Origin of the sequence: Agromyces salentinus (assembly GCF_009749395.1) — a bacterium.
In the GTDB taxonomy this organism is placed as follows: Bacteria; Actinomycetota; Actinomycetes; order Actinomycetales; family Microbacteriaceae; genus Agromyces; species Agromyces salentinus.
Genome location: NZ_WBIR01000034.1, coordinates 1 through 15,083 on the forward strand (window position 1 = coordinate 1; position 15,083 = coordinate 15,083).

The 15,083-nt window shown below is 73.6% G+C and carries 13 protein-coding genes, 1 pseudogene and 2 riboswitches; of the genes and pseudogenes, 7 read left to right on the forward strand and 7 right to left on the reverse strand.

Translation table 11 applies throughout. From position 1 onward, the window contains the following. Positions 1–67 precede the first annotated feature (67 nt). The 4 genes from thiD to GQQ95_RS19155 form a co-directional block, all read right to left on the reverse strand. Positions 68–1,759, reverse strand: a complete 1,692-nt coding sequence (thiD, locus tag GQQ95_RS19140; RefSeq protein WP_157429205.1) for a bifunctional hydroxymethylpyrimidine kinase/phosphomethylpyrimidine kinase — start codon at positions 1,757–1,759, stop codon at positions 68–70. Further along, positions 1,756–2,451 carry a thiamine phosphate synthase gene (gene thiE, locus GQQ95_RS19145; protein WP_246205840.1) on the reverse strand — a complete coding sequence of 232 codons (696 nt, stop codon included), beginning with the start codon at positions 2,449–2,451 and terminating at the stop codon, positions 1,756–1,758. Before thiE ends, thiD begins: the two co-directional genes overlap by 4 nt. After that, entirely contained in the window at positions 2,448–3,362 is a 915-nt protein-coding gene (gene thiM / locus GQQ95_RS19150; RefSeq protein WP_246205842.1) for a hydroxyethylthiazole kinase, read from the reverse strand. Before thiM ends, thiE begins: the two co-directional genes overlap by 4 nt. Next, positions 3,352–3,462: riboswitch (TPP riboswitch) on the reverse strand. It overlaps the preceding gene by 11 nt. A 213-nt stretch (positions 3,463–3,675) precedes the next feature. Beyond that, entirely contained in the window at positions 3,676–4,707 is a 1,032-nt protein-coding gene (locus GQQ95_RS19155; protein WP_157429206.1) for a LacI family DNA-binding transcriptional regulator, read from the reverse strand. Positions 4,708–4,824: 117 nt separating this feature from the next. Between GQQ95_RS19155 and GQQ95_RS19160 the strand changes: the two genes are divergently transcribed. The 5 genes from GQQ95_RS19160 to GQQ95_RS19180 all read left to right on the forward strand — a co-directional run bounded on the left by GQQ95_RS19160 (position 4,825) and on the right by GQQ95_RS19180 (position 10,525). Continuing rightward, complete coding sequence (locus GQQ95_RS19160) at positions 4,825–6,759, forward strand: discoidin domain-containing protein (protein WP_157429207.1); 1,935 nt, start codon at positions 4,825–4,827, stop codon at positions 6,757–6,759. A gap of 118 nt (positions 6,760–6,877) precedes the next feature. Then, positions 6,878–7,858: a GlxA family transcriptional regulator gene (locus GQQ95_RS19165; protein ID WP_157429208.1), complete on the forward strand. Its 981-nt coding sequence runs from the start codon at positions 6,878–6,880 to the stop codon at positions 7,856–7,858. Positions 7,859–7,907: 49 nt separating this feature from the next. After that, positions 7,908–8,429, forward strand: coding sequence for a metallophosphoesterase family protein (locus GQQ95_RS19170; RefSeq protein ID WP_157429209.1), 522 nt, complete (start codon positions 7,908–7,910; stop codon positions 8,427–8,429). A gap of 119 nt (positions 8,430–8,548) precedes the next feature. Continuing rightward, positions 8,549–9,547, forward strand: a complete 999-nt coding sequence (gene gap / locus GQQ95_RS19175; protein ID WP_157429210.1) for a type I glyceraldehyde-3-phosphate dehydrogenase — start codon at positions 8,549–8,551, stop codon at positions 9,545–9,547. Positions 9,548–9,673: 126 nt separating this feature from the next. Then, the gene (locus tag GQQ95_RS19180) at positions 9,674–10,525 is read left to right on the forward strand and encodes an alpha/beta fold hydrolase (RefSeq protein WP_157429216.1); all 852 of its coding nucleotides are present in this window, start codon (positions 9,674–9,676) and stop codon (positions 10,523–10,525) included. A gap of 81 nt (positions 10,526–10,606) precedes the next feature. On the opposite strand, the gene GQQ95_RS19185 is transcribed toward GQQ95_RS19180, so the two are convergent. Further along, on the reverse strand, positions 10,607–11,968 hold the full coding sequence (locus tag GQQ95_RS19185; RefSeq protein ID WP_157429211.1) for an MFS transporter: 1,362 nt from the start codon (positions 11,966–11,968) through the stop codon (positions 10,607–10,609). Next, positions 11,959–12,053, reverse strand: a riboswitch (TPP riboswitch). (Overlaps the previous gene by 10 nt.) A 77-nt stretch (positions 12,054–12,130) precedes the next feature. Here GQQ95_RS19185 and GQQ95_RS19190 point away from each other — a divergent pair. Continuing rightward, entirely contained in the window at positions 12,131–12,556 is a 426-nt protein-coding gene (locus GQQ95_RS19190) for a helix-turn-helix domain-containing protein (protein WP_170297128.1), read from the forward strand. Between the two features lie 200 nt (positions 12,557–12,756). On the opposite strand, the gene GQQ95_RS19195 is transcribed toward GQQ95_RS19190, so the two are convergent. Then, positions 12,757–13,368, reverse strand: coding sequence for a ClpP family protease (locus GQQ95_RS19195; protein ID WP_157429212.1), 612 nt, complete (start codon positions 13,366–13,368; stop codon positions 12,757–12,759). Further along, positions 13,365–14,048, reverse strand: coding sequence for a ClpP family protease (locus GQQ95_RS19200; RefSeq protein WP_157429213.1), 684 nt, complete (start codon positions 14,046–14,048; stop codon positions 13,365–13,367). The genes GQQ95_RS19195 and GQQ95_RS19200 overlap by 4 nt, the downstream gene beginning before the upstream one ends. A 214-nt stretch (positions 14,049–14,262) precedes the next feature. On the opposite strand from GQQ95_RS19200, the pseudogene GQQ95_RS19205 reads away from it, so the two are divergent. Then, positions 14,263–15,083, forward strand: a pseudogene (locus tag GQQ95_RS19205) (hypothetical protein); the annotation flags it as partial.

Below are 15,083 nucleotides of genomic sequence, written 5' to 3' on the forward strand. Positions count from 1 at the left end.
CAGGCGGGCGGCGGGCAGCGGTCGGCGGGAGGGCGGACGGCAGGCCGGAGTGGTCGGCGCGGCGCGGTCAGCGGGACGCGGCCCGCGCGAGGCGGGGCGCGGGCTCGTGGGCGAGCGGCGCGGCGAAGAACGCGAGCTCGTGCTCGGCTGAGGCCCGGAACGCCCGGTGCATCGCCTCCCGTCGAGCCGGCGTCGCGTCGGCCGCGAGCAAGGTCACCAGGTCGATCGCCTGCCGCGTCGCCTGAGCGAACCCCGGGTCGGCGTAGGTCGCGAGCCACGAGGCGTACGGATGCCCCGGATCGAGCGCCCGCTCCCCGAAGTCGCCGGCCGCGAGGCGCTCGCCGAGGTCGACGTAGATCCAGAAGCACGGGAGGAGCGCGGCCGCGAGTACGGCGTAGTCGCCGCGCGCGCCCGTCGCGAGCAGGTGATCGAGGTACGCGGTCGTCGTCGCGTCGGGCTCGGCGGCGAAGGTCGCGGCGGCATGCAGCGGGTCGGCTGACCGACCGGCGTCGGCCGCACCCGTCGTCCCGGTCACCCCGGGTGCCCCGGGTGCCCCCCCGGTCACCCCGGGTACCCCGAGCGCCCCGGGCGCGCCGCCGCCGGAGAGCCATCCGGCGTGCAGTTCGAGCTCCCCGACGAGGGCGCCGTGCGCCGAGTTCGCCCAGAACGCCTGCGCCGCGGCATCCGGGGCCAGGCGCGAGGCCTCGGCGAGGACCCGGGCGTAGTCGCGCAGGTACAGGGCGTCCTGGGCGAGGTACCCGAGGAACGGCTCGCGGGCGAGCGTGCCGTCGGCGAGGGCGCGGATGAAGGGCAGTTCGTCGATGGCGCCGCGCACGTCGGCGATGCCGGCCCACCAGTCGGCCTCGATCTCGCGAGGGGCGGGCGCCGTGCGCAGGCCGCCGCGCGACCAGAGGCCGGCGAAGTGGCTCACGGGCCCGTGGCCGCCGCCGACCTCGAGCGATTCGCCGTGCCGGAGCGACTCGCGCAGCCAGCGTCGGGCCTCGTCGACCGCCTCGGTCCAGTTGCCGAGCTCGGCCTGCAGGGTCGCGATCGCGGAGGAGAGCGAGCACCCGGTGCCGTGCGTCGCGGTGGTCGCGATGCGCGCGCCGCCGAACTCGACGACGGTAGCGGATGCCGCGTGCACGAGCGCATCGGGCGCGTCGGCGCCCGGCAGGTGTCCGCCCTTGGCGAGCACGCGGGCGCCCGTGGCGGCCGAGACCGCCTCGGCCTGCGCGATCGCCTCGGCCCACGTGGCCGCGGGCGCCTCCCGGGCGAGCACGGCGAGCTCGAGCAGGTTCGGCGTGATGAGGTCGGCGCGGGGGAGCAGCTCGCGCAGTGCGGCCTCGGCGTCGGCGTCGAGCAGGCGGTCGCCGCTCGTGGCCACCATGACGGGGTCGAGCACGACGACCGGCACGCTCGTGCGGCGCAGCCACTCGGCGACGACCTCGATCACGGACGCATTCGCGAGCATGCCGATCTTCACCGCGTCGATCGCGATGTCCTCGCCGATGGCGTCCAGCTGTTCGCCCAGGAACGCCGCGGGCGGCACGTGCACCGCGCGCACGCCGCGGGTGTTCTGGGCGGTGAGTGCGGTCACGGCGCTCATGCCGTAGCCACCGACGGCCGCGATGGACTTGAGGTCGGCCTGGATCCCGGCGCCGCCCGACGGGTCGCTGCCCGCGATGCTGAGCACGCGCGGCACGCGCCGCGCGCTCACGGTCGCACCCTGCCCCGCGCCCGTCTCCGCCGCGGCGCTCATCGTGCGCCCCAGGCCGTGGCGAACTCGGCCGCCGCGTCGCGCGGTGAGGGTGCGGCGCAGATCGCGGACACGACCGCGACCCCGGCGGCTCCGGCGTCGCGCAGCGCGGCGGCATCCGCCATGGTGATGCCGCCGATGGCGACGCACGGCAGTTCCGCCTCGGCGGCGAAGCGCGCGAACCCCTCGATCCCGAGGGCCGGCGGATGGTCGGGCTTGGTGCTCGTCGGGCGGATGACGCCGACGCCGAGGTAGTCGACGTCGCGCCGGGGCATGCGCCGCAGGGCCGCGAGGTGCTCGCGCGAATTCGCGGTGAGGCCGATGACCGCGTCGTCGCCGAGCAGTTCCCGGGCGACGGATGCCGCGGTGTCGCCCTGTCCGAGGTGCACGCCGTGCACCGGCAGGCCGCGCTCGCGGGCGGCGGCGGCGACCTCGACGCGGTCGTTCACGAGCAGCGCGGCGCGTCCGTCGATGGCCGTGGCGAGGGCCTCGAGCTGTCGGAGGAGATCGTCGTGGCCGGCGGCCTTGTCGCGGAGCTGCACGACGCGGACGCCGCCGTCGACCGCCTCGGACACGACGGCGGTGACGCCGCGCAGCCCGCAGAGGCCGGCGTCGGTGACGAGGGTCACCGAGAGGTCGAGGGCGCCGCGGACGGTGCTGGGTCGGTGTCGCCGGGACGCGGTCGCGGCGTTCACGCGCCCACCTCGGCGCCGGTGGCGACGGACGGGGCGGGCTCGGACGCGCCATCCGTCAGCGTGACCCGGGCGCGCTCGACGACCTGCTCGGGCGTGACGAGCGCGAGGGCGTCGAGGAATGCGGGCCCGAACGTGCCCGGCCCGGCCGACACGGCGGCGGCGAGCTCGGCCGCGACGGTGTAGACGAGGGTGGCCGCCACGGTCGCGGTGAGATCGGCGTCGGCTCGGCTCGCGCCCTCGGTGGCGCTCGCGCGGCTCGCACCGAGGAACGCCGCCGTGACCGCGCCGAGCGCGCATCCGCCGCCCGTCATGCGGGTGAGCAGCGCATCGCCGTTCGCGACGCGTGCGGTGCGGCGTCCGTCGGTGATGAGGTCGATCGGACCCGACACGGCGACCACGGATCCGTACGTCAGGGCGAGGTGCCGGGCGGCCTCGGCCGCGGCATCCGTGCTGTCGGCCGCGTCCACGCCGCGACCGCCGGCCCCCGCGCCCGCGAGCGCGATGACCTCGCTCGCGTTGCCCCGGATGGCGGTGGGGCGATGGGCGAGGAGCTCATGCGCGAGCGACGTGCGCACCGGGAGCGCGCCGACGGCGACGGGGTCGAGCACCCACGGCGTACCGGCATCGGATGCCGCGGCCACGGCCTCGCGGGCGGCATCCCGCTGCTCCTCGTGCGGCGTGCCGAGGTTCACGAGGAGCCCCGACGCGATGCCGGCGAACAGGCCGGCCTCGACGCGGATGTCGACCATGGCCGGCGCGGCGCCGATCGCGAGCACCGCGTTGGCCGTGAAGTTCGTCACCACGCTGTTCGTGATGCAGTGCACGAGCGGTGCGGACTCGCGGACGTGGTCGAGCAGCGCCGCGCTCGCGGTCGTGAGGTGGGCAGGGTCGATGGACAGACGATCGCTCACGCGACATCCCTTCGCTAGTTCGAACTAGATCAGGTTCGACGGGTGTGTTCTCAGCCGCGATCGCCCGGCGGGCAGGTGCGCGGCACCCCGTGTCACTGCGGGACAGCCTAGCCTCCGCCCCCACTTCGAGGGCGAAACATCCGCGTGGTGTGGTGGATGCGTGTAGCGCCGACTACGGTTCTCGCAACGCCCCGCCGGGTCGGCGATCGTCGCAGGACGATCTCCGGACCGACAGATCGCCCCCGTGGCTGTTCCTCCGCGGGCCCGGCGGGGTTGTCACACCGCGCGGCGGCGGCAGCGGCAGCGCAGCGGCTCAGCGCGAGTGCACCGGAGCGCTCGATCCGCGGATGACGAGCGTCGTCCCGAGCTCCACATGCAGGGCGTCGATGGGCTGGCGGTCGACGAGGCGCAGCAGACGCGTCACCGCGACCCGGCCCATCTCCGCGAGCGGCTGGCGCACCGTCGTCAGTTCCGGACTCGTCGCGCGGCTGAGGTCGCTGTCGTCGAAGCCGACGACCGAGACATCCGTGGGCACCTCGAGCCCCGCCTCGTGCGCGGCGCGCATCGCCCCGACGGCGAGCTTGTCGTTGAAGCAGACGAGCGCAGTCGGCGGCGCCTCGCGTGCGAGGATGCGCCTGGCGGCGAGGTGCCCCTCCTCGATCGTCGGTTCGACCGAGGCCACGAGCGAGGGATCCTGCAGCACGCTCACGTCGGCGAGTGCGGCAGTGTGGCCGGTCAGCCGTTCGCGGCTCACGAGCCATTCGGTCGGGCCGGCGAGCACGCCGATGCGTCGGTGTCCGAGCCCGACGAGGTGGGTCGTGAGCGCGCGTGCGCCCTGGTGGTGCGCGGCCGACACCACGACCGCCCCGTCGGGCGCGTTCGTCCGCGGGTCGACGATGACGAACGGGAACCCGTGCCGACCGAGCCGCTCGAGCTCGGCGCTGTCCTCGGGGGGCAGCACGAGGATCGCGCCGGCTGCTTCCGCCCGCATCGACAACCGACCGAGCGGATGCCGCGACTGCGACGACTCCCCGGCGTCGAGGAGCATCGGGCGGTTGAGCGAGGCGAGCTCGTCGGCGATCGCCGAGACGATGAGCCCGAAGTATCCGGAGAGCTCGTAGGGGCACCGCACGAAGATCGGGCCACCGGCCGGACGATCCTGACCGCGGGGCATCGGGGCGGCGGCGCCGAGCCCGTCGAGGGCGTCGAGCACGAGCGTCCGCGTGGCCGCGGCGACTCGGCGGTCGCCGTTCATGACCCGGGAGATGGTCGCGATCGACAGGCCGGTCTGGGCGGCGACGTCCCGGACCGACGCACGGGCCCGGGGCGGCAGGGCGGACGACATCTGGCGGCTCTTCTCCCTTGACGGGGGCCGCAGCGACGAGCAGGATGTCTGCGCATCGTTACAGCGATGTTCCAAGTGTTACATGAATCGCATCGTGCACTCAATGTGGAGGCTGTCATGAGAGTCCGAATCACCCCGCTGCTGATGGCCGGTATGGCCGCCGTGGTGGCCCTGACCGCGACCGGCGCCATCGTGGCACCCGCCGCAGCAGCCGCCGAGACGCCGCCCGAGGCCCGCGTCTGGCTGACGACCGTCGACCGCTCGCAGCTCCTCGCCGAGCAGTCGCCGGTGGCCTTCGGTGATGAGACCTCCGCGGAGCCGACGATCGTCGTCGACCCGGAGACCGCGTACCAGGTCATGGACGGCTTCGGCGCTTCCCTCACCGACTCGTCGGCGGCCGTCCTGTCCGCGCTGAGCCCGGCGGAACGGGACGAGACCATGCGCGAGCTCTTCGACCCCGTCGACGGCATCGGCGTCAGCCTCCTGCGACAACCCATCGGGTCGAGCGACTTCACCGCGGCATCCGCTCACTACACCTACGACGACGTCGCGGCGGGCCGCAACGACTACCTGCAGCGCCGCTTCAGCATCGCGCAAGACGAGGCGCAGATCCTGCCGCTGCTGCGCCAGGCGAAGAAGCTCAACCCGGACCTCAAGATCATGGCGACGCCGTGGAGCCCCCCGGCATGGATGAAGACGAACGACTCGCTCGTGGGCGGGCGCCTCGAGCCGGGGGTGCTGAACGCCACCGCCTACGCGAGCTACCTCGTGCGCTACGTGCTCGAGTACCGAAAGGCCGGGGTGCCGATCGACTTCCTCACCGTGCAGAACGAGCCGCAGAACCGCACGCCCGACGGGTACCCGGGCATGGACATGCCGGTCGCCGACCAGGCACGCGTCATCTCGATCCTCGGGCCGTTGCTCAAGGTCGCGAGTCCCAGGACGAAGATCCTCGGCTACGACCACAACTGGGCCACGCATCCGAACGACCTCGCGAACACCCCGCCCGGGCAGGACCCCGAGCCCGACTACGCGGCCGAGCTCCTGCAGACGAAGGCGGCCAAGTGGATCGACGGCACCGCGTTCCACTGCTACTACGGCGACCCGAGTGCGCAGACCGCACTGCACGAGCAGTTCCCCGCCAAGGGGATCTGGTTCACGGAGTGCTCGGGTTCGCACGGGGTCGACGACCCGCCCGCGAAGTTCTTCCGCGACACGCTCACGTGGCACGCCCGCACGATCTCGATCGGCGTGCCGCGCAACTGGGCCAGGACGACGGCCAACTGGAACCTCGCGCTCGACGAGCAGAACGGGCCGTACCTCGGGGGCTGCACCACGTGCACGGGCCTCGTGACGACGCATCCGGACGGCAGCGTCACGACGAACGCCGAGTACTACACGATCGGCCACCTCTCGAAGTTCGTGAAGCCGGGCGCCGTGCGCATCGCCTCGACCTCGTTCGGCACGACCGGCTGGAACGGCCAGGTCATGGATGTCGCCTTCCGCAACCCCGACGGGTCGACCGCGCTCGTCGTGCACAACGAGAACGACGACCCGCGTTCGTTCGCGGTTTCGGTGGGAACGAAGTCGTTCGAGTACACGCTGCCGGGCGGTTCGCTCGCGACGTTCACCTGGCCCGCCTCGGCCGCCCTCGAGGACGACCTCGCACCGATCTCGGTCGACGGCGCCACGGCCACGGCGTCGAGCGCACCCGGTGACGCGGCGCTCGCCGTGGACGCCGACGCCTCGACCCGCTGGTCGAGCGGACAGGCGCAGTCTCCCGGCCAGCACCTCACGGTGGACCTCGGCGTGGCGACGAGCTTCCGGCGCGTCGCGATCGATTCCGGCGGCAACCTCGGCGACTTCGCCAGGAACTGGCAGCTCGAGGCCTCGACGGATGGCGCCGCGTGGAGCGTCATCGCCGCGGGCGAGGGCGTCGGCCAGCTGACGGAGGTCGACGTCGCACCGACGAGTGCCCGCTACCTGCGGATCTCCTCGACCGGCGCGGCCGGCAACTGGTGGAGCCTCGCCGACGTGCGGCTCTACGGCTGATCCGTCGATGGAGCATTCCCGTGGGCGGCCGTTGCGACGGTCGCCCACGGGCGCGTCAGCGGGAGGCTCGGTGTGATGGTCGCGGCGCGATGCTCGCCGACCGTGGCAGGCTGGCCGTATGCCCGAAGCAGGACGTCGAGCGGCCCGACCGCACCGCGTCGCCGTGCTCGTGCTCGAGGGTGCGAAGCCGCTGGACGTCGGCATCCCGGCTCAGATCTTCACGACCCGGGCGTCCATGCCGTACGAGGTTCGCGTGTGCGGAGCGGCCCCCGGCCCGGTCACCGGCGGCGACGGCCTCTCGTACCACGTGGCCGACGGGCTCGAGGCGTTCGAATGGGCCGAGACGATCTTCATCCCGGGCTACCGGTATCCCGACGTGGAGGCACCGCCCGCGATCGTCGTCGAGGCGCTGCGCGCCGCCCATGAGCGCGGGGCCCGACTCGCGGCGATCTCCACGGGCGCGTTCGCGCTCGCGGCGACCGGCCTGCTCGACGGGCGCCGGGCCACGACGCACTGGCACTACACGCGCGCGCTCGCCGCGCGGCATCCGCTCGTCCGGGTCGACGAGAACGTGCTGTTCGTCGACGAGGGGAGCGTGCTGACCTCGGCGGGTGCGGCATCGGGCATCGACCTGTGCCTGCACCTCGTGCGCCGCGACCACGGGGTCGCGCTGTCGAACCACGTCGCGCGGCGCCTGGTGGCCGCGCCGTACCGCAGCGGCGGACAGGCGCAGTACGTGCCGCGTGCGCTTCCCGACGACCTCGGCGAGCTCTTCGCGGCGACGAGGCACTGGGCGATCGAGCATGTCGAGGAGCCGCTGACCCTCGAGGACCTCGCCCGCCACGCGAACGTCTCGACCCGCACGTTCTCGCGGCGCTTCGTCGAGGACACCGGGTACACGCCCATGCAGTGGATCCTGCGTGCCCGGGTCGACCTCGCACGCGAGCTGCTCGAGCGCAGCGACCTCGGCGTCGAGCAGGTCGCGGCGCGCGTGGGGCTGGGCACCGGCGCGAACCTGCGCCTGCACTTCCATCGCGTGCTCGGGACCTCGCCGACCGAGTACCGCCACACGTTCCGCCGGGCACCCGGCGGGGAGTGACGACACCGCCTCGGATGCCGCGGGCCGCGCGCCGCGCGATGATGGGAGGGTGGCGACCCGGCTCCTCCTCATCTCCGACACGCACGTGCCTGCGCGGGCACGGCGGTTGCCCGATGAGGTGTGGCGGGCGATCGACGACGCCGACCTCGTGGTGCACGCCGGCGACTGGGTCGACGTGGCGACGCTGAATGCGATCGAGGCTCGCGCGGCCCGGCTCGTCGGCGTCGCGGGCAACAACGACGGACCCGAGCTGCACGCGCGGTTGGGCGAGTTCGCCCGGTTCGAGGTCGACGGGGTGCGCTTCGGGGTCGTGCACGAGACGGGCCCTGCCACCGGCCGCGAGGCCCGCATGGATGCCGCGTACGACGGGCCCGAAGAGCCGCAGGGCATCGACGTGCTCGTCTTCGGGCACAGCCACATCCCGTGGGACACGACGACGCCGCGCGGCATCCGCCTGCTGAATCCGGGGTCGCCGACGGACCGTCGTCGGCAGCCCGTGTGCACGCTCATGACGGCGCTGGTCGACGGCGGCGAGCTCCGCGAGGTGGCGCTGCGACCCGTCGCCCGCTGACTCGGCGCGTTCGACGTGGCGAGAACCTTTCGCAGGCTGTCGTTCACGCCACTGTCGCGGGAGGGCCGTGCGTCGCATCCTTGAGGGCGTACCACCCATGACGAAAGGAACCACCTCCCATGACCCGCATCGCCGTGAACGGCTTCGGACGCATCGGACGCAACACCCTCCGCGCCCTCCTCGAGCGCGACTCCGACCTCGAGGTCGTCGCGGTCAACGACCTGACCGACCCGAAGGCGCTCGCGCAGCTGCTGCGCTTCGACAGCACGGCCGGTCGCCTGGGCCGCCCCGTCGAGGTCGACGGCGACACCCTCGTGGTCGACGGCCGCCGCATCAAGGTGCTCGCCGAGCGCGACCCCGCGAACCTGCCGTGGGCCGAGTTCGGCGTGGACATCGTGCTCGAGTCGACCGGCCGCTTCACGTCGAAGGAGGCCGCCTCCGCGCACCTGGCCGCCGGCGCGAAGAAGGTGCTCGTGAGCGCGCCCGCCGACGGCGCCGACGTGACGCTCGCCTACGGCGTGAACACCGACGCGTACGACGCATCCGCCCACACGATCGTCTCGAACGCCTCCTGCACGACGAACGCGCTCGCGCCGCTCGCGAAGGTCCTCGACGACCTCGCCGGCATCGAGCACGGGTTCATGACGACCGTGCACGCCTACACGCAGGAGCAGAACCTGCAGGACGGCCCGCACCGGGACCCCCGCCGTGCGCGCGCCGCCGGCGTCAACATCGTGCCGACGACGACCGGGGCCGCGAAGGCCATCGGCCTCGTGCTCCCCGGGCTCGACGGCAAACTCTCGGGCGACTCGATCCGCGTGCCCGTGCCCGTGGGCTCGATCGTCGAGCTCAACACCACGGTGGCTCGCGACGTGAGCCTCGAGGACGTGCTCGCCGCGTACCGCGCCGCGGCCGAGGGACCACTCGCGGGCGTGCTCGAGTACTCCGAGGACCCGCTCGTGTCCTCCGACATCACCGGCAACCCGCACTCCTCGATCTTCGACGCCGCCCTCACGCGCGTCGACGGCCGTCACGTCAAGGTCGTCGCCTGGTACGACAACGAGTGGGGCTTCTCGAACCGCGTCATCGACACGCTCGAGCTCCTCGCCCGGGGCTGAGTCCGCGGATCGGAGGGCCCTTCGTCGGATGCCGCGACGGAAGGCCCTCCGTCCGGTGACGAGGTCGGCGGCGAGCTCGGGTTCGTGGTCGTGTCACCGGGTCCGCGATACCGTCGGCGGGTGCCGATGCGAACCGAGACCTTCACCGCCTCCGACGGAACCGAGATCGCCTTCCATCGCATCGACGGCGGCGACGCCGATGCGTCGAGGGATCGCGCGGCGCCGCCCGCGATCGTCGTCGGAGGCGGGCCGCTGCGCGGCGTCGAGTACCTCGAGGACCTCGCCGGCGTGGCCGCCGACCGCCCGCTCGTCGTCCTCCACCCGAGAGGCACTCCCACGACCGGCGGCACCTCGCGCGGGTTCTGGCGGGATGCCGACGACCTCGTCGAGCTCGCGGATCGGTTGGGGCTCGCCGAGGCCGACGTGGTCGCCCATTCCGCCGGGACCCGGCTCGCGCTCGCGGCCCTGGCCCGCCACCCCGAACGGGTGCGCACCCTCGCGCTGCTGACCCCCGCGGCCGCCTGGTTCGTCGACGTCGAGCGCGACGGCGTCGAGATCGGACGCGCCCGCCGCGACCCGCTGGTCGATGCCGCCCTCGCATCGCTCACGGGCGACGAGCCCGTCGATCAGGCCGGCTTCGACCGCGCGCGCGAGATCGAGGGCCCGGCCGGCTACGCCCGGTGGGGCGAGCGCGAGCGGGTGCACTCCGCCGTCGGCGCGTGGTCGCTCGCCTCGATCGACGGCTGGTTCTCCGACATCCCCGAGGACGCCGTCGCGCGCATCCTCGCGGCGCCGCGGCATCCGACCCTCGTCATCGCGGGCGATCAGGACATCCTCGTGGGCGTGCGCACGGTCGAGGCCTACGCGGCCGCGCTCGGCGCGGACCTGGTGATGCTCGATTCGTGCGGGCACTACCCGTGGGTCGAGCAGCCCGCGGCGTTCCGTTCGGCGCTCGGCGGGTGGCTCACGCAGGACTGACCGAGGGCCGGTCGGATGCCGCCGCCGCCACCGGCGTCGCGGGCGCCGAGCGGCGGACGGCGGCATCCGGACCCGGCGGGTTCAGGGCCTGCGTGCGAGCAGCGCCCCGACGATGCCGAGCAGCGCGGCGGCGATCATGAGTCCGGCCACGGGCCACCAGTGCCCGCTGCTCGCCACCAGCCAGGCCGCGAGGAGCGGCGCGAGGCCGCCGCCGACGATCGCGGCGGCCTCGCGTCCGATGGTCATGCCCGAATACCGAACCCGGACGTCGAAGAGCGAGGCGAACCACATCGGCTGCACCCCGTCGGCGGCGGTGTTCACGACGCCGATCGTCACGGCCACCGTGCCGACGATGAGCGCGGCCGAGCCGGTGTCGAGCGCGAGGAACAGCGGCACGGCGATCACCGCGAGCCCGCCGAGGGCGCCGATCGTCAGGCGGGCCGGCCCCACGCGTTCGCCGATCCGGCCCCAGAGCGGGCAGGCGATGACTGCGGCTGCGGCGCCCACGAGCAGGGCGGTCAGCGTGACCCACTTCGGCAGCTCGAGCGTGGTGGCCGCGTAGCTCAGGCCGAACACCGAGACGATGTAGAACGTCGTGTTCTGGCCGGTGCGCACGAGGAACACGGCGATCACGTTGCGCGGCTCGCGCAGCGCCTCGACGAGCGGATGCCGCGACGTGCGACGCTGCTCGAGCAGCGCCGTGAACGCGGGCGACTCGTCGACGCGGCGTCGGAGGTACACGCCGACGCCGACGAGGACGATGCTCGCGAGGAACGGCAGCCGCCAGCCCCACGCGAGCAGCTGCTGCTCGTCGAGCACGGCGACGAGCACGACGAACGCGAGGTTGCCGAGGATGAGGCCGACGTACAGGGCGCTCTGGATGAGCCCGCCACGCAGGCCGGGGCGGCCGGGTGCGCTCTCGAGGGCGAGGAGCACCGCGCCGCCCCACTCCCCGCCGGTCGCCGCGCCCTGCGCGAGCCTCAGGAGCACGAGCAGCATGGGCGCGAGCGCGCCGACCTGGGCGTGGGTGGGCAGCAGCCCGATCAGCGCCGTGGCGATGCCCATCACGAGGAGCGTGCCGAGCAGCGTCGACCGGCGACCGTACCGATCGCCGAGGTAGCCCGCCGCGAGGCCGCCGAGCGGGCGCGCGAGGAAGCCGGTCGCGTAGACGGCGAACGAGAGCAGGATGCCGGTCAGCGGGTCCTCGCCCGGGAAGAACAGCGCCGGGAACACGAGCGCCGCCGCCGTGCCGTAGAGGAAGAAGTCGTACCACTCGAGCGCGGTGCCGATCGAGGCCGCGGCGACGGCGCGGCGCGCTCGCGCGGGCGAGGGATCGCCGTCAGGGCCCGGCGGGTGGCCCGCCGGGCGGTCAGGCCGCTCCCGTGGGTCGGTGCCGGCCATCGCCGGCGGGTGGGCAGGGTCGACGTACGCGCGATCGCTCATCGCGACATCCCTTCGCTAGTCCGAACTAGATCAGGTTCGACGGGTGTGATCTCAGCCGCGGACCGCGGCACCCCGTGTCACTGCCGCGAGCCTAGCGTGCTTGGGATTCTGCTCTGAGCGGATGCGCGAGACATCCGCTCGCCGTCTGGGTAGCCTCGCCGCATGGACGCCATGGGCCTGCACACCGAGCAGCGGATGCCGCGACGCGTGGCCCCGCGCAGACGCACTCCCCTCTGGCGCGAGGCGCTCGGCGCGTACCTGCGCCGCGAGCGGCTCGCGCAGGAGCGGATCCTCGCAGATGTCGCCGGCGTGGCGGACGTCTCGACGCAGTACCTCTCCGAGATCGAGCGAGGGCGCAAGGAGCCGTCGAGCGAGATCCTCGCGGCCGTCGCGGAGGCACTCGGCCTCACGCTCCTCGACGTCGCCGCCGGCGTCGCCGAGGAACTCTCCCGCGAGGAGGACCGTCCGGCGGCGCGCACCGAACGGCCCCTCGTCGTGCTCGACCTCACGGGCGGCGGTCGTCGGAGCTTCCACGAGACGTCGGCCCCCGCGGTCGGCTCGTTCCGCGACGTCGCACTCGTCGCCTAGTCGCCCGGCGGTCGAGTAGGCGCGCCAGCGCCGTATCGAGACCCCCGCGCGGTCGTGGTCTCGATACGCCGGCCGGGGTCTCGATACGCTGCGCTCCTCGACCGCCGGGCGCCGGCCGGGGTCTCGGTACGCTGCGCTCCTCGACCGCCGGGCGCCGGCCGGGGTCTCGATACGCTGTGCTCCTCGACCGCCGGACGCACTTAGGCGAGCGCCGGCACGTCGGCTCGCTGCATGGCGACGACCCGATCGGCGAGCCCGTACGCGACCGCCCCGGCCGCGTCGAGGATGAGGTCGCGGTCGGTGTCGTGCCGGATCTGCTCGAGCGTGCGGCCCGTGTCGTGGGCGAGCACCGCCTCGAGCTCGCCGCGCACGCGCAGCACCTCGTCGGCGTGGATGATCAGGTCGGGGATCGATCCGCGACCCTGCGTCGACGGCTGGTGCAGCACAGCTCGCCCATGGCGGAGGATGCCGCGCATGCCGGGCGCCCCGCCGGCGAGGAGCACCGCTGCCGGTCCGCCGGCCTGTCCGACGCACGTCGTCGCGACCGGCGGGCGGATGTGCTGCATCGTGTCGTACACCGCGAGCGCCGCGTGCGGCGAACCGCCGGGGGAGTTGATGTAGAGGTGCACGGGCGCCTCCTGGCTGTCGGCCTCGAGGTGCAGCAGCTGGGCGATGAGCACGTTCGCGACGCCGTCGTCGATCTCGGTGCCGATCGTGATGATGCGCTCGCCGAGCAGGCGGCTGTAGACGTCGAGCGTGCGCTCCACGTTGCCGCGGCGCTCGACGACGTAGGGGATCGGGTAGCTGCTCATGCCAGCACCCCCTGCCGTGCCGCGGCATCGGGGTCGGCGAGCGGGTGGCTCGCGGCATCCGTCTGGAACCCGGGGCCGAGCATGCGCCCGCGCGCGCCCGGATAGATGTCGGCGGCGTCGTGCACGATGCGGTCGATGAACCCGTAGGCGACGGCCTCCTCGGCGCTCACCCAGCGGTCGCGCAGCGAGTCCTCGGTGATGCGCTCGAGGGGCTGGCCGGTGTGCTCGGCGAGCAGGCGCAGCATCGTGTCGCGCGTGTGCCGCAGGTCGTCGGCCTGCAGCTCGACGTCGACCGCGGTGCCGCCGATGCCGGCGGAGCCCTGGTGCATGAGCACCCGCGCGTGCGGCAGCGCCACGCGCTTGCCTGGCGTGCCCGCCGAGAGCAGGAACTGGCCGGCGCTGGCCGCCATGCCGATCGCCACGGTGGCGACGTCGTTCGGGATCGCCTTCATGACGTCCATGATCGCGAGCATCGCGGTCACCGATCCGCCTGGGGAGTTGATCCAGAACGCGATGTCGCGCTCGGGATCCTCGGCCGAGAGCAGCAGCAACTGGCTCGAGAGCCGGTTGCCGAGGTTCTGGTCGAGTTCGGTGCCGAGCACGACGACGCGCTGGCGGAACAGCAGGGTCGAGAGCTCGGCATCGATCGGATGCAGCTGGGCCGGGGTTTCTTCGCTCATGAGCCCAGCGTGCGCCGAGCGGATGCCGCGCGCGAGCGTTTCCGCCCCCGGCAGTGCTGCCCGCGGCAGAGCTGCTGCGGGCAGATCCGCCGAGGGCAGATCGCCCGGGACTCGCCCGGATGGCGAATGGGAGTGCCTCGACGGCAACCCTCTCGTAGGATCGGACTGCGCTTCGGCGCCGCCCCCACCGACCCCCCACGGCCAGGAGCCTTCCGTGAGCACATCCGTTGACGACCCGACCCCCGGGCGTCGAGCGGCCGCGCGAGCGTCGTCGACGACGCATCGACGCCCTCCGGTCGACGGGCCGTTCCGCTATCACGTGTGCTCCCTGGAGCCCGGTGGCGAGTACGAGGAGACCATCGTCGAGGTCGCCGCCGAGGGCGGCGCGCGGTACTTCACGACCGACGACGGGGCCCGCATGACCGAGGTGCCCGAGAGCTACGTCACCGTGCGCCGCGCGAGCGAGATCCGGTCGATGCACGAGCTCGACATCGAGGAGATGGCCCGACTCGAGGACGAGCTCGACTTCAGCCGCCCCGTCGCGGGGCACAACCCGCTCGACGATCCGGCCTGGACCGAGTTCCTCGGCGACACGGCGCCGGTCGAGCGCGTCGTCGCGGGCGTCGGCGTGGCCGCCGACCTGGCCGCCGACGCTGCCGCTGCTCCCGCGATGGCCGCGCCGGCCGCGGACGACGGGCCCGCGCCCGTCCCGCCCGCAGCGGCCGAAGAGCCGGGGGAGCCGGATGAACGGCTCGGGCTTACGCTGCCCGCCGCACATGACGAGGACGACGACTTCGAGCCGGCGGATGCCGGTGAACCGACGCACATCGGGGAGGATGTGGAGATGACGATGGAATCCGACGCCGACTGGACCTTCGAGCAGTTCGAGGCGGTGGTCGCCGGCTCGGCGCCCGCACCGACGCCGGTGCGCGCGGTGCCGCCGACGGCGACCGGGCCGGTCACGCCGCTGGCCGCGCCCGCGCCTGCGCCGGTACCCGCGCCGATCGCCCAGGCACCCGCCGCTCCGCAGGCCCC

Coding starts and splice junctions, on each gene's coding strand:
- thiD (WP_157429205.1), bottom strand. CDS start 1,759: ATGAGCGCCGCGGCGGAGACGGGCGCGGGGCAGGGTGCGACCGTGAGC.
- GQQ95_RS19155 (WP_157429206.1), bottom strand. CDS start 4,707: ATGTCGTCCGCCCTGCCGCCCCGGGCCCGTGCGTCGGTCCGGGACGTC.
- GQQ95_RS19160 (WP_157429207.1), top strand. CDS start 4,825: ATGAGAGTCCGAATCACCCCGCTGCTGATGGCCGGTATGGCCGCCGTG.
- GQQ95_RS19165 (WP_157429208.1), top strand. CDS start 6,878: ATGCCCGAAGCAGGACGTCGAGCGGCCCGACCGCACCGCGTCGCCGTG.
- gap (WP_157429210.1), top strand. CDS start 8,549: ATGACCCGCATCGCCGTGAACGGCTTCGGACGCATCGGACGCAACACC.
- GQQ95_RS19180 (WP_157429216.1), top strand. CDS start 9,674: ATGCGAACCGAGACCTTCACCGCCTCCGACGGAACCGAGATCGCCTTC.
- GQQ95_RS19185 (WP_157429211.1), bottom strand. CDS start 11,968: ATGAGCGATCGCGCGTACGTCGACCCTGCCCACCCGCCGGCGATGGCC.
- GQQ95_RS19190 (WP_170297128.1), top strand. CDS start 12,131: ATGGACGCCATGGGCCTGCACACCGAGCAGCGGATGCCGCGACGCGTG.
- GQQ95_RS19195 (WP_157429212.1), bottom strand. CDS start 13,368: ATGAGCAGCTACCCGATCCCCTACGTCGTCGAGCGCCGCGGCAACGTG.
- GQQ95_RS19200 (WP_157429213.1), bottom strand. CDS start 14,048: ATGAGCGAAGAAACCCCGGCCCAGCTGCATCCGATCGATGCCGAGCTC.